This is a genomic window from Saccharobesus litoralis, from assembly GCF_003063625.1.
Classification (GTDB): Bacteria; Pseudomonadota; Gammaproteobacteria; order Enterobacterales; family Alteromonadaceae; genus Saccharobesus; species Saccharobesus litoralis.
The window spans coordinates 1745775-1765232 of sequence record NZ_CP026604.1 but is presented as its reverse complement, the minus strand read 5'-3'; the positions used below and the strand labels follow the sequence as shown (position 1 = coordinate 1765232).

General features: G+C 41.8%; 15 protein-coding genes. 5 read left to right on the top strand and 10 right to left on the bottom strand.

Annotation, left to right across the window (positions count from 1 at the left end; all coding sequences use genetic code 11):
- Positions 1-8 precede the first annotated feature (8 nt).
- Positions 9-617, top strand: a complete 609-nt coding sequence (locus C2869_RS06160) for a hypothetical protein (protein ID WP_108602119.1) — start codon at positions 9-11, stop codon at positions 615-617.
- Here the strand turns inward: C2869_RS06160 and tnpC are convergent.
- From tnpC to C2869_RS06140, 4 genes are all read right to left on the bottom strand, one after another.
- Positions 614-2185 carry an IS66 family transposase gene (gene tnpC / locus C2869_RS06155; RefSeq protein ID WP_108602118.1) on the bottom strand — a complete coding sequence of 524 codons (1572 nt, stop codon included), beginning with the start codon at positions 2183-2185 and terminating at the stop codon, positions 614-616. The genes C2869_RS06160 and tnpC overlap by 4 nt on opposite strands.
- Before the next feature lie 35 nt (positions 2186-2220).
- A complete protein-coding gene (tnpB, locus tag C2869_RS06150) occupies positions 2221-2586 on the bottom strand; it encodes an IS66 family insertion sequence element accessory protein TnpB (protein WP_108602117.1) in 366 nt (121 codons plus the stop codon).
- Positions 2583-2897: an IS66 family insertion sequence element accessory protein TnpA gene (gene tnpA / locus C2869_RS06145; protein WP_108602116.1), complete on the bottom strand. Its 315-nt coding sequence runs from the start codon at positions 2895-2897 to the stop codon at positions 2583-2585. Before tnpA ends, tnpB begins: the two co-directional genes overlap by 4 nt.
- A gap of 78 nt (positions 2898-2975) precedes the next feature.
- Entirely contained in the window at positions 2976-3290 is a 315-nt protein-coding gene (locus C2869_RS06140) for a hypothetical protein (RefSeq protein WP_108602115.1), read from the bottom strand.
- Between the two features lie 96 nt (positions 3291-3386).
- Between C2869_RS06140 and C2869_RS06135 the strand changes: the two genes are divergently transcribed.
- The 3 genes from C2869_RS06135 to C2869_RS06125 all read left to right on the top strand — a co-directional run bounded on the left by C2869_RS06135 (position 3387) and on the right by C2869_RS06125 (position 5691).
- A protein-coding gene (locus tag C2869_RS06135) for an IS3 family transposase (RefSeq protein ID WP_108602114.1) occupies positions 3387-4537 on the top strand; the annotation gives its coding sequence in 2 pieces (ribosomal slippage) (positions 3387-3627 and positions 3627-4537; 1152 coding nt in all).
- A 279-nt stretch (positions 4538-4816) separates the two neighbouring features.
- Positions 4817-5080 carry a hypothetical protein gene (locus C2869_RS06130; RefSeq protein ID WP_108602113.1) on the top strand — a complete coding sequence of 88 codons (264 nt, stop codon included), beginning with the start codon at positions 4817-4819 and terminating at the stop codon, positions 5078-5080.
- The gene (locus tag C2869_RS06125; RefSeq protein WP_108602112.1) at positions 5068-5691 is read left to right on the top strand and encodes a zeta toxin family protein; all 624 of its coding nucleotides are present in this window, start codon (positions 5068-5070) and stop codon (positions 5689-5691) included. The genes C2869_RS06130 and C2869_RS06125 overlap by 13 nt, the downstream gene beginning before the upstream one ends.
- A 258-nt stretch (positions 5692-5949) precedes the next feature.
- Here C2869_RS06125 and ltrA read toward each other — a convergent pair whose 3' ends face one another.
- From ltrA to C2869_RS22785, 6 genes are all read right to left on the bottom strand, one after another.
- Complete coding sequence (ltrA, locus tag C2869_RS06120) at positions 5950-7221, bottom strand: group II intron reverse transcriptase/maturase (RefSeq protein ID WP_108602111.1); 1272 nt, start codon at positions 7219-7221, stop codon at positions 5950-5952.
- An 810-nt stretch (positions 7222-8031) separates the two neighbouring features.
- Positions 8032-15201: a LamG-like jellyroll fold domain-containing protein gene (locus C2869_RS06105; RefSeq protein ID WP_108602109.1), complete on the bottom strand. Its 7170-nt coding sequence runs from the start codon at positions 15199-15201 to the stop codon at positions 8032-8034.
- 288 nt (positions 15202-15489) lie between these two features.
- On the bottom strand, positions 15490-16512 hold the full coding sequence (trpS, locus tag C2869_RS06100; RefSeq protein WP_108602108.1) for a tryptophan--tRNA ligase: 1023 nt from the start codon (positions 16510-16512) through the stop codon (positions 15490-15492).
- Between the two features lie 218 nt (positions 16513-16730).
- Positions 16731-17216 carry an AAA family ATPase gene (locus C2869_RS06095; protein WP_108602107.1) on the bottom strand — a complete coding sequence of 162 codons (486 nt, stop codon included), beginning with the start codon at positions 17214-17216 and terminating at the stop codon, positions 16731-16733.
- Positions 17217-17418: 202 nt separating this feature from the next.
- A complete protein-coding gene (locus C2869_RS22790) occupies positions 17419-17610 on the bottom strand; it encodes a hypothetical protein (protein WP_228710781.1) in 192 nt (63 codons plus the stop codon).
- Positions 17611-17642: 32 nt separating this feature from the next.
- Positions 17643-17969: an NAD(P)H-binding protein gene (locus tag C2869_RS22785; RefSeq protein ID WP_228710780.1), complete on the bottom strand. Its 327-nt coding sequence runs from the start codon at positions 17967-17969 to the stop codon at positions 17643-17645.
- Between the two features lie 315 nt (positions 17970-18284).
- Here C2869_RS22785 and C2869_RS06085 point away from each other — a divergent pair, with 315 nt between their 5' ends.
- Positions 18285-19442, top strand: coding sequence for a tyrosine-type recombinase/integrase (locus tag C2869_RS06085; RefSeq protein ID WP_108602106.1), 1158 nt, complete (start codon positions 18285-18287; stop codon positions 19440-19442).
- Positions 19443-19458 lie beyond the last annotated feature (16 nt).

The window sequence follows — 19458 nt, the reverse complement described above, 5'->3', positions numbered from 1 at the left end:
AGATAAACATGACTATCACTCGTAAACGTAAAACGAACAGAAAGAAGAAAACAATTAGCGGCAACTTGGCTTCGATATCAGCAAGTTACATAAACTTGTTTAATTCTATTAAAGAAAATTCATCAAAAAGAAAAACGCTTTCAAAAAGTACATTCGCTAAATTGAGTAAATTGCTCGGAAAAAGCAAGATAACAGAAAGGGCAATTGTCCACATATATGATAATCAAAATATTGTTGAAGATTTTGGAATGAGCCGAGAGGACTTCTATAAGGTTCACTTTGATTTTAATAAAGACAAGCTTTCGCGATTATCTCAAGAAGCTAGAATTTTAGGTGTAATTTTTGATGATGTTACCGAATTTACCGACGACCCTGGCGATGCTCTGCAGTACCTAAATAAATATCACAGTAGCGGAAATATATCTGATGACGATACTCGAAGGATTTACAAGCAAGCAAAATCGAATCAGAACCAAACAATTACTCTCAGACGTATCCAATATTTGATAGATGAGACATTCACAAAATCTTATCGAGAAGAATTACCTAAGGAGAGGCAGGTTCAGGTCTTCAATCACCTAATGAAAAGTAAGCGCCTAATGAACTGGCGGGGCTAGCTTTCTTTATTTTCTGTTTTAAAATTCCAAGGTAGGAGTGCTTCTAACTTTTCAACCGTATCTGCATATGGCAAGGCTTTGAATACCGCGTTGAGGTAATGATAAGGTTCAAGGCCATTCACCTTAGCCGTTTCAATCAAGCTATAATGTATTCCGCTGGCATGAGCGCCAGCTGGACTATCTGCAAATAACCATGCTTTTCTGCCAACAGCGAACGGGCGTACTGCGTTTTCGGCTAAGATATTACTGATATTCAATCGACCATCTTCGCAGTAAACCATTAACTTGTCCCATTGATTGTGTAAATACGTCATGGCTTTGCCGGTTAAACTGTCTTTGACCACTTTGGGGCGCTGCACATCTAACCATTTCTTTAATTTGTTCAGGACAGGAACACTTTGCTTTTGACGTGCTTGATATTTTTCATTGGCACTCAAGGATTTGATATTACGCTCTATCACATACAGTTTGTTGATATAGCTAAGCGCCATATCCGCTTTACTCGCTTTGTTCTTGACCTTTTTCGGTTGCGCGACCTGAGCGTCTTTAAATTTACGCCTTGCATGATCCCAACAACCCAACGAGGTTAGTTTGTATTCTTTGCAGACAGCATTGTACCCTGCATATCCATCGGATTGCAGATAGCCATTAGTGAATCCATCCAGCAGGCGCAAGGGTACCTCCTCACCGCGCGAAGGATCATATTCAAACAGGACTGATTGTCGTTCTGGCTCTCCACCGAGGGTGACCCACATGTATTTGTTGCTCGTTGGGGATGCACCAGGCTCTTTGAGTACCTGAATTCGGGTTTCATCGACCATTATCAGTGAGCCGTTATGTTGATACTCACGAAGTAAATGGATAAGTGGCTGAACCTGCCTCGCTAACGCGATAACCCAATTGGCTAAGGTCGCCCTTGATATATCACCACCGTAACGACGGACGATATTTTCTAAACGATACAACGGCATACCATCAGCATATTTCGACACGATAATATAAGTCATCAAGTTAACACTGCCCATGGCTTTAGCCACAGGATGTAATATCACGTCAGCAGTTTTGATAATGCGCTTGTCTTGCTTATCTTTAAACACCGCCTTTTCTTGCATGTATTCCAACACTCGAACTTGAGCCGGAATGATATCTAACTCTTCTCTGACTTTGACAAAGAAAGTGTCAATGGCACCGACTTTGTCTTCTTCAGATAAATAAGCGAATACTTGCTCACGTGGTAACTTATCAGAAAAAGGCTTGCGTCCTGTTTTGGCTTTTGAAGGGGTATCCGGTAACGGTAACTCTTCTTGTTCTGGCTCAGCGGTGATTTCGGCTTCATTAAACAAGTTACCTTGCTCGGCTTTGGTTTGCTCACTGCTGGCGCCAAAACGTTTTTGATTAGCAAGGTTGAGGTACTCTTCTAATAAAGCGATACGCTGTTGTTGCCAAGCAATCACTTCTGTTTTTTTGTCAATAATATCGTCTTTTTCAGACAACAATGCCGCCATATCTTCCATGATGTTGGTCGAGTCAGATGCTAGATTTAGTGGGGTGTTCGGCGGCAATTTCATGCCACGAATTATACCAAACCTGGGTCATAAAGTCGTTAAAAAACAGACTCATAATTGAGTTTTTTATGGCCTCGCATAGCACTGATATCATAGCCATCCAGTAACCAATTTATCTGCTGGCCGGTTAACGTCATCACCTCTTCATTGTGACGAGGCCACCTGAATTTTTCTTCGGCGAGGCTTTTGTAATAAAGGACGAAGCCATTGTTTTCCCAGAAAAGGCATTTGATTTTATTGCGTTGACGATTGGTAAAGGCATATAAATGGCCTTCAAATGGATTATGGCCTAACTCACATTCAACGATAGCGGATAACCCACGAAATGACTTTCTAAAATCAACTGGCTGACAGTAAAGATAAACCTGTGTGAGTGCCGTATTGGGGCGCATCACTTGGCTCATGACAACACCTGAGCCAATTGTTTAACCAACTCTAAGTTATGATGGTTAATCCCACACACCTTAAGGCCATTGTTCAGTTGTACACTCAGTGGCTCACTGGTTGTGTAACTTTCCATGACTTGCACACGAGCAAATCCGTTGGTAACGGTGCTCACATGGCAGGGTGGATTGGGATTGCCTATTTTATGTTTATGGTAACTTAAACTGTTTTGAGATAAGTTGTGCTGACGGCAATAGGCGGCTTGGCTTAACCCTGACATTTGCCATTGTTCGATGTGAGTTTGCCAGAATGCTTGTTTATCTGTAGTCATGTTATTTCCTCGCGTGAATGATGAGGAAATTATGCGGTTCTCAGTTCTCGAAAGTAAGTACGTCAGTTCATTAGGCGCTTACCTTAAATCGAAGTGGAGTAAAAAAGTAGGTGTTAGTTTATAGCGCAGTAGCAGAGAGCTTATATCGTCAGGTGTTCCACCTTTTTCCCCACCATCTTCAGTGTTAATAAGTCCGCTTAGCGTACCGCCCCAAAATACCTTAGGGTCAATGGAATCAGATAAGTCAGCGGCACCAAAATAGGCAAATTGATTTAACTTGTTTATGTACTCCGAATCCATGTGAGAATGATTAAAAGTAACTGATAATTGAGAATTAACTTTTCCGTTTAAACTAAATTCCAAGCCTTGTGTTTGTAATAATGAACTGTTCACTACATCCCGTTGAGAAAAAAAACTGTTCTGTTGTGATCTGAACCAATAATTTTGGACACCCTGTTAAGTATGTAAAAATACTGATTGAGGTGTTAAATGACAAACAAGAAATCCCGCAAAAGATACACTACCGAATTCAAAGCAGAAGCCTTGAAACTAGCAGAAAGAGTTGGTGTTAAAGAAGCTGCTAATCAGTTAGGCGTTTATGAATCACAAATTTATAACTGGCGATTAAAAGCACAAAAGAGATCAACAGTCAGCCAACGAGAATCAGACCTTGCAGCTGAAGTGGCAAAATTGAAACGTCAACTTGCTGAGCAAGATGAGGAACTATCCATCTTAAAAAAGGCGGCTACCTACTTCGCGAAGAACCTAAAATAAGCCGATTTGAGTTTATGTTAGAACATCAGCACCGATTCAAAATGAAAACAATGGTATCGGTGTTGGATGTGTCGCGTAGTGGGTATTATGCATGGCGAAAACAGGATGGAAACCCCAGCCCTAGACAACAAAAAAGGCAAGAGCGGGACGAAAAAGTAAAAGCCGCATTTGATGCAAGTAAAGGCCGCGATGGTGCTCGGCGTATTCAAGTCGAATTAGAGGAAAATGGCACGCAAGCAGACGTGAAAACGATTAATGACAGTATGAAACGGCAAGGGTTAGAAGCCAAAGCCACCCGTAAATTTAAAGTAACGACGGATAGTAATCACAAGCTCCCCGTTGCTCCTAATCTACTTAATCAAGAGTTCAGCGCCAAAGCACCCAATGAAAAATGGGTATCGGATATCACGTATTTGGCAACCAGTGAGGGGTGGCTTTATTTAGCCGTGTTTATAGACCTTTACTCGCGAGCGGTCGTAGGATGGTCGATGGCACCAAGAATGACGTCTGACTTGGTTTGTGACGCACTCACGATGGCTCAATTTAAACGAGACATGCCTAAAGGCGTGCTTATCCATAGTGACCAAGGTAGCCAATATTGCTCACACGCGTTTAGGGACATAATCAACACACATGAGCATAAGCAAAGTATGAGTCGTAAAGGGAATTGTTGGGATATAGCAGTCGCTGAAAGCTTCTTTCACTCGATGAAAGTTGAAGCGATTGACAATGAGCTAATGAAAACCCGAGAAGAAATGCGCCAAACTGTTTTTGAATATATTGAAGTTGATTATAATCGAACGAGGCGACATAGTGCGCTTGGCTATCTTAGCCCTGAAAACTACGAATTAAAGAAAATAGCTTAACTAAGTGTCCACTGTTTCTGGTTCAGATCATACCGTATTCGCAGGTTTCTTGTTCCAGACGAAACCTAAGTACCTACGTCCTGTAGGCACGACAAAGACGAGGTAATTAGCAATACTAAGGTGCGTAAAACAAATTACGCTGAGTAGATACTAATTTTTTAATAACTTAGAAACAGGAAAAAGGGCCTCGATTGAGGCTCTTTTTGTGTTTTAAGTGTATTCAGTTTACGGGTAGTTGGGTTTATAATTTATTTATCAATAAAGCTAGGAGATATTTAGATGACAATACGTACACATCAAATTCCTCGAATTCCAGCCCGTAGTAGAAAAGATCCTTTAACAGACATGTCTACTCTAGCGGCTATAGGGCGTGCAGCGACAAAGCAAGCTAGAAAAAAAGCCTTTGCTAATGGTGCTTCAGTTACGTTTGTTGATGATGGAGTTATGTATCGTAAATATCCGGATGGCAAAAAAGAGGTTATTAAAGAGTTAGATACCAAAGCCGAATTTCCTCGTATTGAAGATGATTTATGCCTAGATTAAGGCTTATTGCTGGGCCGAATGGCTCAGGTAAGACAACCTTAACGGATGCGTTAAGACATAAATATGATGTTCCATTAGGGCAATATACCAATCCAGATGAAGTCGAATTATCATTAAAAGAGGCTATTTCTGATAAACTTGAACGCTCGAAATTAGCTCAAAAAATATCTAAAGATCAAAGAGAAAAGTGGCTTACTGAAGGTATATCTCATAGCTATGAATCAGTGATGAGTCATGAAAGTCATTTAGAGTATATTAATAAGGCAAATAATTTAGGCTTTAAGACTTATTTATATTATGTCTGTATCGCTGATCCTGAAATTAATTTGAGCAGAGTTGATGAAAGGGTTATTTCTGGCGGTCATCCCGTACCAGAAGAAAAAATAATTGCAAGATACCATCGCAGTCTAAATCAGTTGTTCGAGATGGCCTCACAATGTCGACGAGTTTATTTTTTTGACAATACTAATACGCTAACGCCTTTTGCTGAAGTAACCCCAAGCGGAACTTTGGATATTAAAGAGGCTGTATATTACACCTTACGACCAGAGTGGTTTCGAGCCAATGTATTGAAAAAGTGGGATAAGTCTAAAGTTCGGATTATTAGGTAGGCCTATTTAGGAGTACTGCATGCAACCAGAGCAAAATATGTAAGAGCAGGTTATAATTTTTTAATAATTCAATTCAAAAACATAAAAAGGGCCTCGATTGAGGCTCTTTTTGTTTCCAGGCGCCCTTCAAGGCTGCTTAATACTACTTTCCGGCCGAGTTACAAAGGAATTGCCTAATACATCGAGTAGGGTGAGGTTTACACCTCAGCCCTCTCACAGAACCGTACGTACGGGCCTCGTATACGGCTCATGTATTCTTCATATCTTGTCGGTTAAGACAAGCCATCCCGTTTTAACTTCCGAAGGATTAAATAAGCCAAGTTCTGTGAACCAACTATTCGGCATCGCAAAGCTCGACAATGGGCTCGCTGAATTGCGCCACGAGTTCATCTTGATGAACTTAAATGGCGGTTTATACTTCAATTGCTTAAGTCGCCTGTGTAACTTCGCTGGCCGTTTCCATTGTTTCAATTGGATCGCTCTTAACCTTCTTCTTATCCATCCTGCTAGCTTATCAAATTCCCTTTTGCAGTTCGCAATTCTGAAATAGTTTACAAAGCCTCTCACCACTGGATTTAATTCCTTAATCACACTCTCAATATTCCGTCCTTGATTACGTTTGGTGATCTCTTTGACTTTGCTTTTGAACCGTTTGAGTTTCTTATCTTGTATCCGTGTATATTGGCTACCGATTTCAACACCTAAAAACTTAACACCATCACCACTGTGCGCAATGTGCGTTTTCGTTCTATTAACGGTCAATTTCAGTTCCTTTTCTAGTATCAAGGTCGCTTTGAGTAAGGCGTTCTTCGCCCCTGCCTGACTATTGCATAAAATCAAAATATCATCGGCATATCTCACTATCCTGTGACCTCGCCGTTTCATTTCTTGGTCAAATGCGTCTAGGTAGATGTTCGCCAGTAACGGGCTTATCACTCCGCCTTGCGGGCTGCCTTCTTCACTCGCTTCCCAGAAGTCACCAATCATCACGCCACTGTCTAGAAATTGCTTTATCAACCTTAAAATACTGCCATCTGTCACTCTGCGTTTAACGCCTGCTAATATCAACTCATGATTGAGTCGGTCAAAGCATTTAGACAAATCCATATCCACTACCCATTGACGACGGTACTCTCTGATAAAGAGCGTCGCTTTGCTGATAGCATCATGGCAACTTCTTTTCGGCCTGTATCCATAACTCGATGGATGAAATTCAGGGTCGAAAATCGGTTGAAGCACGTGTTTTAATGCTTGCTGGACTATACGGTCTCTCACTGCGGGGATACCTAACAGCCTGATCCCTCCATCGTCTTTCGGGATTTCTACCCGTTTGACTGGTAGTGGCTGGTAGGTTTTCGTTTGCAGTTCGATTAGCAACGTATTCAGGTTATTATCCAAATCAGATGCATAATCACTCAGGCTCTGCCTATCTATTCCGGCCGCGCCTTTGCTTTTATTCACTTTTTTGAAAGCGCTGTATAACGCATCTGCGTTGAGTATACGACTATACAGACTGTAATATACCTTCATCTATTGCCTTATGACTTGCGGTATCTAATGTCACTTTGTTTCTTGCAGAGCTGACGCTTCATGTTAACTTCAGGGGTGCTAGCCTATCGGCAATCTGCCTGAGCGGTTAACCATTACTCCACATTCAACCCGTCAGTCCAGATACGCTATTCCTAGTGTTCCAGTCTGCGGTGTCCACCCTCGTCAGGGTGCTTATGAACCTCTGCAAAAAAAAAAAATTGTGCTTTCGATACCTTTAAAGAATACTTCCCCCCTTCGCCATTTGTCGTACTTTTGATACTGACAAATGCCATTAGACTCTTCGCTAATGGTCGCCTTGGTTTTGTCCTCCACACCATTACTGGCTTTCATCGGCCGAGGCTTTATCACTACTACGGGTTCATCTGCCACCTCACACCAACATCATTCTCGAATCACTTCTTGAACTGATGTTTCCACACATAAGTGGAGTAGATGCCAGGCTTCCCCAGTTACTGCACTGACGCCCTGTTAACAATGCCACCCTCAAACACAGTTTAGGTCTGACTGAGTATCGGGCTTCGTGCTATTTTGCAAACTTACCCACCTAAACTGCCGAAACAGGTTCATTTTCATTGCGTACTGTTAACTTCCTATCGCTTCCTTCAGACCTTATCGTTGGCCAATAACGCCCTTGCGATTCGGATTATCTTCCCCTCAGTCGGGGTGATCTAGGTTTCTTTCAACCTAGCGGGTTTGCCAGCTTCGCTGGGCAAACAAAAAAGCCGCGACTGGGTCGCGGCTACATTAAGTACAGAGTTTAAATATTATTACTCTTTTTTTGGTAATTGATTATTCCCTAATAATGTTTACCACTTTTTCAACGCCGTAGCCGTCGTTTTCATTGTATACAATGTAAGTAAACGAATCGGACGTTACTGTGCTATCACCGTCTGGAATATAAGTGAATCCACCTGTGTAGTAGCTGAACGATAACTCACCGTGAGATGGCATCTCAGTTACGTTAAACTCAAGGCCAACACCAGAAGGTAAGGTACCTTCAAATATTTCGTTATGACCGGTTGTGAACGATGCGTTTATTGCATCATCAACCGCAATCGCGCCATAAACAGTTCCGTGAAATTTATCATTTGCTAAGTTCTTCGCACTGTCTTGCTCGAAGTCATAATATAAAAACAGGTCTTGTTCACAACCTAACACCATATCTTCAGTACAATCATCAACTTCAGTATCCGTCAACGCGCGTCTCCAAACAGCTACGTCATCAATATGCCCTTGGAAAGCACTTGTTGATGTATCGCCCGTACTGTATGCACCAATGCGAAGTGGATGTGTGTTGCTCATGTTTTTCTGCTGACCTAAGTTAATTCGCTTAACTCGAACACCATCAACAAATAGTTTGAAATCATTATTTTCCCAATCAATAAGAGCTGCAACGTCGTACCAGCGACCAGTTTTAAGGTCATTACCATGTCCCTCGTAAACTATTGAACGTGCGCCATCATTGGTGGTGTGATAGTTAAATTGTAAGCGATTATGTTGGTTCACCAAGAATTGCCAACCTTTATGTGTATCACTGTTAGACGCTTTTTTGGCTGCAATCAAACGGTGTACCCCTTTCGTGCCTGGTTCGATATAAATCTTCGCTTTAATCGTAAAGCTCTCACTTCCGAAGTTAAGATCAAGATCTTCATAAGGAATATGCACATAGTCGCCATTGCCATCGAAGGTTAAGTAAGCATTATGTTTTTCAAAGGTTGGTGTGTTCACTAGTTCCATAGAGCTTTCGCCCGTTAAGTCTTCAACTTCACCATCTAGCTCATTGTCGAAACTATAGTACGACAACAAGCTTGAATCACTTAACGACGCACCTAAGTTACGATGGGCAACAATAGAATCTTGCGATTTTGCATGATCCCAAACGCGGATTTCATCAATTTGTCCGTTGAACATCTTGCTTACACGATCGTTACCCGCACCCCATACAAAGTACACATTGCTGTCGTTAGCAGCATTCACTTGTGAGATAACCAACTCGCCATCTAAGTATAAAGATACGGTTTGGGTTGGTTGATCATACGTTAATGCATAGTGCTGCCACTGACCAACGGTAATAGTCTGAGTTGATTTAAACGCAGCTTTTGTCGCTTTCACTCGCAATGTACCGTCTGTAAGGATCCGGATAGCGGCATTTGACGTATCTGCATTTTCGGAGAAGGTGAATAAGTTAGAGTTTTCCTCAGGATTGATAGCATTCACTTTCACCCATGCTTCAATGGTGTATGAACTATTTGGATTGAAACCTGAGTTCATGGTTTGCACCATAACCTGATCTGTGCCGTTCAACACAATTGATTGACCAAAACCATTTAAGATAGATAAATCTTGATGGAATGGGCTTTCCACATACGTCCACTGTGAACATACCGGGCCACCGAATAACGTACCGTCATTTGGCGTCACACAGAATGAAACATAGTTGTCTATATCTTCAATCATCAAGTTGTATGTCTGATACGTTTCGCCATTGATCACTTGTGCGTCATCATTGCTGCCAGTTGCAGAACGATACCACTGGTAACGAGTTGCTTCTTCGATGTCACCTTCGTGATCAGTGTAGGTATAAGATGCTGTTAACGTTGATTTACCAACATACTCACCAGCGACCGTTACATTAGAAGCAACGGGTGCATTGTTTGTGTATAACAATACTGGCTCACCACACGCAGCACTGTTGCTACACAAGTCAAAGGATAACTCAGTCGTGAACGAGTTTTGCGCTATGGTGATTTCCGTTGGACCACCAAAGTCTGTGGTGTCAAACTGGATCTCTTTCTCGTTGTCTAATAATGGCCCATAAGAACCTTTTTCAAACATCAAACCTTGGTTACCCATAGTATAGATATTGTCGTATGTACAAATCGCTTCTTGCACGTTGTATTCAAACTCAAGCAATTTAAACGGCATTCTGAAGAATGCTCTCATGCGACTTTCGTTAACAAAGTTAGATGCAGCATTCACCGTTAACGTAGCGTCAATCATGCCGTCATTGTTGACGTCATGAGTAAGCTCAGGAGTAAAGCTAATGTCTTGTTCTGGGTCGAAATAAATTTCTGTGCCGTCTTCTAACACTAAGATCGCGGTTGACTCAATGTTCAGCTCAAAGTCTTGTTTTAAATCTAGCGCTGCACTTAAGAAGGTATCAAGGGTACTGTATTTGTATTTACGATATAAATCTTCACCCGACGGGGCGAAATATCCGTCAATACATTGTTCAGACGTGCCTTCCATTGATTCCATGCCTGCTTGTGCATGCCACTTCGTCCAGTTAGAACCCCAGTAGATCTCCTCTGATACCCAGTCAGTTAAGTCGTGCCCCGCTAAGAAACGTAACTTGTCTACGTCTAAATTAATGGCTTTTTCAATCGCTTTTCTGGCGTTTGAAGGTACTTCTGCCAAGGTGTCACGCGTTAAATTTTTAACAACTGTTGAAATCTGCTCAGTTGTCATATTGGCAGGAATGAAAGAAATTGTCGTTGCTGTTGGGTCTGAAACATCAGTACTGATAATTTCAATACTATCAACCGCACCTTTATGCGCATAAACAGCGTCAATCACTTCAACACCATTAACCATAGTAGTGCCGTGCGTAATGTTGTCACTTACGCTTCTTGCATGGTTTTCCGCAGTTACCACTGATAACTCATAAAAGTTGTTTTCAATGATTGACGTGATTTTTTCATCTGTTAGTTCACGGACTAAGTCATAAACTTCTATACCGTCTTCTAGCTTGTAACAGTCAGCACGATTCAGTGCATTTGCACAGTTGTCACCATAAACACCAAACGATTCTGAACCGACGACTTTCTCATAAGAAGCATAATCAATTTTGGTTTGACCGTTTAATTTTTCAAATAACGCTGATTCATATTTGATTAAATAATCTTCAAAAATTAACTCAGCTGAAATTTGTACGCCAGGAGAAGACGCAATAAAATTCGCGTGTTCACCTACCGTAAACTTAGTCGCTAAGTTAACCGGCTGACCGGCTGCAATTTCGTCAGGGAATCGTAAATTCATCTCAAGAGGAATGTCGGCTTCAACCCAACCGCCGTATAAGTCCATGCCGCCCACATAATGGATTTTACCGTGTGATTCAATTCTAATAATCGCAGGATCATCCGGTAGATTTTCTTCTGGCACATCCCACGTCATTTTAGTTTCAGTTGATGCCCACTCTGGTGAACTCATACCAAGCAATTCTAATACGGTGTTGTCACCCCAGTAACTGCCTTCACCACTGACATCACCTTCTAAAGTGATTTCCATCGACTCCATGTTTAATACGTTAACCGTGATTTGTGCGGTATCAGTGGTGTTGTATTGGTCGTAAACGATGACGTCTAAGATGTATGTTGAGGTTGTTTCATAGTCTAAACGAGAAACCGTATTGTTAATGCTTAACACGCCGGTTTGCGCGTCTAATACTAAATCGCCGTCTTCGTTACCAGTTAGGATTTGGAAAGTAACAAAGTCACCAATATCGTTAGGATCGGCGACAATCGTGCCAATAACTGTGCCACTGGCAGCTGCTTCACTGACTGAGAATTGTTGTGGGTCGATGGTAGGCTCGTTGTTGACCGTAACCGTTAAACCATCTTGCACTAACATAGTGGCTGAACCCGACGTGAACACTTTATAAGTAATGTTGTCGATGACTTGTGTTGAGCCAGAATCAAGCCACTGGTTGTTTGCTGCACCAACAAAATCGTCGTTGTCACCTAATATACGTAAATTGGAGTTGCTGCTCACACTCTTATTAAGGGTGATTGAGTTAGCACCTGAACCACGAATATCAAATACTTCAACATTACGCACACGAGAAGCTTGAGTCGCAAGGTCAAGGTTAATGCCTGAACCGTCAAATACTAAGGTATCTGTGTTACCGCCCGCATCAATACGCGTGAAGGTATTGTCTGATATGTAGATAGTATCTTCACCAGGACCGGCGTAAACTGCATCAGCTCCACCATTAGTGCGAATAACGTCGTCACCTGTGCCAGTTGCGATGTTATCTGCCGCCGCTGTACCTGTAATAGTGTCGTTTCCGTCAGTACCCCAAAGCGTGACTAACTTGCCATCACCATTTAGAACATAAACGGCACCTGTGTTTTCTTGGTTGTTTTTGTTGGCTGAAGGTGTACCAAATTGAATGTCTTTGATGCCGTCGCCATTGATGTCACCTGCACTTGCAATGAACTGACCTAACTGCTCACCACCGTTACCTTCAGAGTAAAAACCTTGGCTGGTTTCAATGATGTTGTCTAAATAAACTGGGGCAGTACCAGCACGGCCATAAACTGCATAAACACGACCTTTGTTATTTTCCGCAAACGGGTCGCCAATAATGATGTCGTCAAAACCGTCACCGTTTAAATCACCCGCACCACCAATTGAACCTAAGATAACTTGTAGGTCTCCGTGGTCGATTTTTGAGGCATCATTGTGAATAACAAAACCACCGTTACCGTTAGCTATGTCGGCTAGGTTAATTTCGTCAGCAACGTTAACACCACCAAAAATGATGTAAGCACGAGGATCGTCGATATCAGAACAACAGCCTGTGTCTGTTAATAACAATGCGATATCGTCCACACCGTCGGCGTTGACATCACCGACATGAGAAGTAGTAAAGGATGGCAAAGCATTAAGTGTAGCGTTACCGAAGTCAAAGCCGTAATTGCCACTGCCTTCTGGCGTAATTTTAATGCCGTTTTCGTCTTTATAAATGTTGTTATATTTAATCGCTTCGCCGCCAATACGACCGTAAACGACATAGCTTGTGCCGGCGGTATCAACGTATAAACCGTTGCTGACGATAAAGTCAGTTAAACCGTCACTGTTAAAATCACCCGTTGGTAATACTTGAGCACCGTAATACCAGTCGCTAAATAACTTTCTGCTAGGGCGAGTAATGGCAAAACCTTGCTCGTTGTAGTCGGTTGCAACGTTGGTTAACTGCACAACGTTTCTGTCTTTTTTACCGTAAACAACATACGCTAAGTTTGGATCAGCCGCGCCATCTTCTAACAAGTTTCTTAATGCAAAAGAACCTGTACCTGCTAAGAAACGAGTGACTGTTTCACCGATAACAATGTCACCAAGGCCGTCACCGTTGACATCACCAACCACTAAAGACCCACCAGAGTAGTCTTGAGTGTATGCACCGTGAATAGCAAAACCTTTATCGCTGCTGCCATCGTTTAAGTATTGCAGTGCTACATGGGTAGTATCATCTTTACCAAATACTACATAAGTTGAACCAGAGTTGTCACCGTTAGTACCCGCATAAGGTGCACCAACTACAACGTCGGACAATCCGTCGCCGTTAATGTCAACACCACCCGCAACCGCAAAACCTGCGTTGTCGCCCGCTTGTGCACCAAGAATACCAAAGCCGCGAGTACCAGCTTGAACTTGAGTTAACGTTGGGTAAGAGCCCGTTGCATCGCTGAATAATACGTAAGCAGCACCAATGTCTTCAGTAATAATTACATTGTCGTTATCACGCCAATCCATTTGCGGTACACCAACGATGATATCGTCAAAACCATCACCGTTAACGTCACCCGCTGGCGCAACTGCCCAACCAGTCCAATCATCAGCGTCTAAACCATCGATTGACTGTGCGTTGTTGTTTAATGAGTCATTGATATCATTAACCTTAATGGTGACTTGTGTATCATACTGATTGCCAACGCCGTCAGTCACACGAACGGTTAATGCGTATTGGTTGTTGCCAAGCTCATAATCTAGTTGTGCTTGATCCGCAACTTTAATTTCACCTTTAACCGGATCAACTGAGAACACACCTGCATCGTTACCAGCAATGATGGAATAGGTGTAATGTTCTAGTGGAATATCCCAACGACCCGCTTCAAAAATTTGATAATGCAATTCAAATTCACCAAAACGATTAGGTACAAGATTTTCGTTATCTGAGTGCAGATACCCTTGTAACATCATTGGCGCGACATAGTTTAAGCGTATTGCTGCGTCAAAAATTTGTTTGTCTTTACCAACCGCTTGTACGAATACCACTGGTTCTCTGTAAGATTTAGAGAATGTAATGGAGAAAGGATTCTCGATGTCAGTATCAGAAACCGTGATCACGCCCGTTTCACCAACGATGGCGCTCGCTTCTGTTACTAATAAACCCGTGCCCTGTAACGCAAATACGTTAACGTTTTCCGCGACGTGGGCTGCATCATCTAGGTTATCAATATGAAGTTTAACTTTATTTGTCGATAGTTCTTCAATGGCAACGCCACTTTGAGAAGTACCATTGTATGACGATAAAGACGTTAGTATGACCGGCGTGTCTGTCATCGGCACGCTAAACGCATGGCCATGAGTATTGTGAGTTACCACTGTACCTGTGCTTGACACGTCAATTGGTTTGTCATTCCAGAACCCTGAAATGGGCTCAGCAAACGCGATCCAACCTAATTTTTCACCCGCACCTGTGTTAGTAAAACTTTGAATAACACTGGTACCTTTTTTATCTAATTGTGACTCAAGGATCGCGTCAAAACCCAACGCAGTCACGTTATCTAAACGGTGACGCATCAACAGGTCGCTGTGGTTTTTATCCTCAACACCATTATAAGAATAAGTACTGACTTCGTATTCAACTTCATAATCACTATTCGATTGAATTTGCCCAAATACTATTGGTGCTTGGGTAAAGTTAGACGTAAATGGAATAGGCTCAAACGCTTCACCGTTTGTTGCCCAGTTCTTGATATCTGTTGTTCCAACTTCTAAACGCACTGTTTTGTCTGATACGCCATCAACAAAGTTAATTTTGCCGATTGTAGTATTGTTTTTCGTATTCTCATCAACCTCGATGCTGATGGGTACGAGCGTAGCCTGTGCAGTGGCACTAGCAAAATAAGTGCTACCAGCAAGCAAGGTTACGTATAGTTTTTTCAAGCTCATAAAGCATAAACTCCTCGTTATCTGGCAATAGCCAGTTCAGTAACTTGTATTTATGCAAGGGAAATAAGCAAAGAATAAGGAAGTTGCCGCTCGGAGGTGGCTTGTATTTTTGCAAGTCTAATTTTGTGACTTAATTCAGGTTTTTATATGTAGTGTTTTTTATTGTAGATTGTTGGTGGTTAAGATTAGAACTAGTGGCGTTGTCATTTAAGTTACCATCATTATAGACATAGGTACCAGAGCACCATTAATGGGATCTCTGGTACCAAGCTGTTGCCAGCGTAGTTTTCAGAATATATTCAGCCCAAAAATATCCTTGATTTTGAAAAGGACTTGCGATGTTTTTTCTCTAGAAATTTGGCTTCCCTTGCATAAAATATCAACGAGATAAGCCTTATCATTTAAAAATGCGTTTCGTCTTAATCTTATTGGTTGAAGCATGTCCTGCAAGCACTCTTCGAGTATTTTCTTTGTTGTACCGTCACCTAAACCGCCACGTTGATAATGCGCCTTTAATTGGTGAATATAGTTCTTATCAGGATGAAAGGCATCAAGATAAGTAAATACGACATTACCTTCGACTTTACCGGGATCATCAACTTTTAAGTGATTGGGATCGGTATACATGGACTTTACAGCGGCGGAAATTTCTTTTTCCGTGGATCCAAGGTTAATGGCGTTGCCCATCGACTTAGACATTTTATTTTTGCCATCAGTGCTTGGTAGCCGCGATTCGTCACTCAGTAAAGGTTTACACTCCTGTAAAACACTATGCCCTGCTAGTGAATTTACTTTTCTCACAATTTCATTCGTTTGCTCAAGCATAGGCAATTGGTCGTCTCCGACAGGCACTAAAGATGCATTAAACCCAGTTATATCAGCAGCTTGTGATATGGGGTATGTAAGAAACCCCGCTGGGATCGACCGTTCAAATCCCTTGCTTTGGATTTCATGTTTAACTGTAGGGTTGCGCTCTAAGCGGCTGATGGTGACAAGGTTACTGTAATACATAGTTAACTCAGCAAGGGCAGGAAGTTGTGATTGTAAGCAAATGGTTGTTTTGGCAGGGTCGATACCAACAGCTAGATAGTCCGCAACGACATTTAAAATATTGGCTGATACTTTTTTCGGTTGGTGAGCGTTATCAGTAAGCCCTTGCATATCTGCAACCAAGATCGTTTGCTCGTGATTTTCCTGTAAAGCAATGCGTTGCTTTAAAGAGCCAACATAATGACCGAGGTGCAATGGACCTGTTGCCCTATCACCCGTTAAAATAACTTCTGGTTTATCCGTGTTTTGTTTTATGTTCATGGTATATCTCCTAGTTAAAATAGATTGCTACCGGAGATACAAAAGAAATGACAGTCTTAGCTACCTTCCAGCAGCTTAAGAATGTAAAAATTCTGTGCCGCTCTATATAGAGCGCCACCAGAAAAAGAATGTTGAAGTGATTGAAATAGTTTTCATAAGGGCAAACTAGCAATATTTGTAGTTAAATTCAACTATCCTGAACAGGGCGATAATGGTTATTAGGTTGGTTCATTTTCTGTTCTCATTTCCTTTTCTCCTTTAAACGCCTGATATAACTTTTTATGGGCTGTCAGAGAAAAGGTATCGTCACGGCTTGGGTATTGTTTAATCCATTCAATTAGCATAGTTAGGTTTTCATCTTGTGCTTGCTGACTTGGGTATTTGTGTGGCTCCCAAGGTCTGTTTTTGGCATTGGTTACGCAGTCAGTCACTGATAGGTTTAAAAAAATCAGCTTATGTGCGCTTGGAGCCACATACTCAATTAAATCGGCATAACAGCCTTCAATGACCCAATGGGTATTATGCTGTAAAAAGTGATTAATAGACTTAACCGATTGCTCCATTGGCCTACGTTCAGGCGGGGTTACATCTAACCAAGCAATCGTGTCTAAATCTAAATGGGTTAATCCTTGAGTCTTTGCTAAATGTTTCGCGAGGGTTGACTTACCGGAACCTGAATTTCCAAAAATGATAATTTTGTGCAAAATATTTCTCCGTTAATAAAGCTGGCTTAGCGGTTATATATTACCGGCGGCCACATTTTCCATGTATTCCATAGCTCAGACTGGTTTATTAAACTTACCATAAAATGAGCAACGTTTATTCTACTGGTATCGCTGGCATTAAATATGACATTGCGAATGGGCGATGGATGAATGTCGTATGCACTTTCGCTTATTGCATTGATCAACGTATCAGGCCTAACAGCGACCCACTCAATTTTACTTTGCGCGTGCGTGTAGTTTTTTGCAAATATTCTACGGCGGCTTCATTGTCGGCGTGCGGTGGAACTAAGCGGCGGATCATACCGATGGCTACCGCTTGTGACATAGGGATTTTTTCACCCGCATGGTGATTTTGCACACCCGATGAATTCATTAAAATAAACTTGATTGGTGTTTGGATATTGGCTAAATGCGTTTCTCAATCGCTTGGCATAAACGCTCAACAGCCAAAGTCACTAATCGGCGGGGTTGGCCATAAATGCCTTTAAAGCTGAGGTTGTGTCCTAAACAACAGACTACCGTCTGGCAGTCTTGTACCTGAGCTTGTAGTGCTTCATCAGGCAAGTCCAGCAAACTTGCCTGTGTAACCTGTAGCTTAGGGTGCTGTTTGAGGTTATAGGGTAAATATTCTGTAGAGCGAACAATAATTTTAACGTGTTGATCTTCAGCCAGTAGCTTTTTAACAACTAATCTGCCTGTTTCACCGCTTGCCCCAACAACTAAGGTTGTCATACCTATCTCCAAACAATTAATTAAGTTGGAACAATGCTCGAACTGCAGAAGGTGATCGTTAATTTGATTAAAACTGCAGAGCTTGGTGAATTAGATAAGTATTTTGAATACTAAGTTTAAGAAGTAAATATATGAATTATATAGGAAAGAATGGTACCAGCGGGCGGACTCGAACCGCCACGCCCGTGAAGGCGGGGGATTTTGAATGGGTTAACTCTAATTGAAGCCCTTATACGTTAACGGATTCAGCGTCATTAGATCTAGCTTTACAAGAAGTTTACAAGTAGACATGACAATTATATTGAGAAAAATATCATGTCTAAACAAACACATCGTCATAATATCGAGCGGTCGTTTTACTTATACAAAGTTGCGAATAGTGACAACTGGTTAAGTCGTTTTTCACTGGCTGGCAAGTGGTACTCTAAAACCACTAAAGAAGCAGATTTGATCCCAGCATTAGCTAAAGCACATCGGATTAAAATGGAATATGAGATACGACTTGAATCTGGCCAAGTGATCTCATCAAAACGGTTTGCCGATGTTGCCAATTTAGCCATACAAAAAATGCAGAACGAACTTTCGTATGGCACTGGTAAACGTTCTTACAAAGACTACATCGGGATCCTCCGCAAATACCACATACCTTATTTTGGCAATATGTTCATCACATCTATTGACCAAGTGAAACTGTATGAGTTTGAACAATGGCGCATTGAACAATTTAAACGGATCCCAAACAAATCAACTATCTTGAATCACAATGCAGCATTTAATCGTGTGTTTACCGAAGCAGTCGAGAAGAAGTGGATGCTCACTACTCAAGTTCCGACATTGACCAATAAAGGTTCTTCAGGCCAAAGGCGTGCTGCATTTTCTAAAGAAGAATATGCGACAGTAATAAAGACGATCAAACATATGCGGGACAACAGCCGCAAAGAAATCACACGCTTGATACGAGAACTGCTTCTTGATTATGTCGCGTTTGCGGTAAATACAGGGCTAAGACCGGGGACAGAAATGGAAGCTCTGACTTGGGGTGACATAGAAGCCAATAAACAAGATGGTAAAACGATTTACAAAGTTCGCGTCAGAAAAGGTAAAACCACGAAGCATACCGGTACACGGGTGATCATTTGCAAGGATTCTATTGCCCCGACAATCAAAGCCTTGATGGCTCGTTTTCCTAATCGGCTTCCCTCCGACAAAATATTCCTTCTCTCTGACGGCAGTGAAACTAAAGAACTAGGCGCAACATTTAAGCGAGTTCTAACCAATGCTGGTTTAAAGCAATCAGCGGATGGCGAACGAACATTATATTCACTACGACATACCTACATTACGTGGCAATTGTTAAATCGGAACATAAGAATGGATGTATTGGCCAAACAATGCGGGACAAGTGTCAGCATGATAGAGCAACACTATAGCCACATTGTACCAAGCATGTTTCAGGAAGAGCTTTCGAGCTAAGCAGAGGAATTTGACA

Coding starts and splice junctions, on each gene's coding strand:
- ltrA (WP_108602111.1), bottom strand. CDS start 7,221: ATGAAGGTATATTACAGTCTGTATAGTCGTATACTCAACGCAGATGCG.
- C2869_RS22790 (WP_228710781.1), bottom strand. CDS start 17,610: ATGAATTCATCGGGTGTGCAAAATCACCATGCGGGTGAAAAAATCCCT.
- C2869_RS22785 (WP_228710780.1), bottom strand. CDS start 17,969: ATGACAACCTTAGTTGTTGGGGCAAGCGGTGAAACAGGCAGATTAGTT.
- tnpA (WP_108602116.1), bottom strand. CDS start 2,897: ATGACTACAGATAAACAAGCATTCTGGCAAACTCACATCGAACAATGG.
- tnpC (WP_108602118.1), bottom strand. CDS start 2,185: ATGAAATTGCCGCCGAACACCCCACTAAATCTAGCATCTGACTCGACC.
- trpS (WP_108602108.1), bottom strand. CDS start 16,512: ATGAACATAAAACAAAACACGGATAAACCAGAAGTTATTTTAACGGGT.
- C2869_RS06160 (WP_108602119.1), top strand. CDS start 9: ATGACTATCACTCGTAAACGTAAAACGAACAGAAAGAAGAAAACAATT.
- C2869_RS06085 (WP_108602106.1), top strand. CDS start 18,285: ATGTCTAAACAAACACATCGTCATAATATCGAGCGGTCGTTTTACTTA.
- C2869_RS06105 (WP_108602109.1), bottom strand. CDS start 15,201: ATGAGCTTGAAAAAACTATACGTAACCTTGCTTGCTGGTAGCACTTAT.
- C2869_RS06125 (WP_108602112.1), top strand. CDS start 5,068: ATGCCTAGATTAAGGCTTATTGCTGGGCCGAATGGCTCAGGTAAGACA.
- tnpB (WP_108602117.1), bottom strand. CDS start 2,586: ATGAGCCAAGTGATGCGCCCCAATACGGCACTCACACAGGTTTATCTT.
- C2869_RS06130 (WP_108602113.1), top strand. CDS start 4,817: ATGACAATACGTACACATCAAATTCCTCGAATTCCAGCCCGTAGTAGA.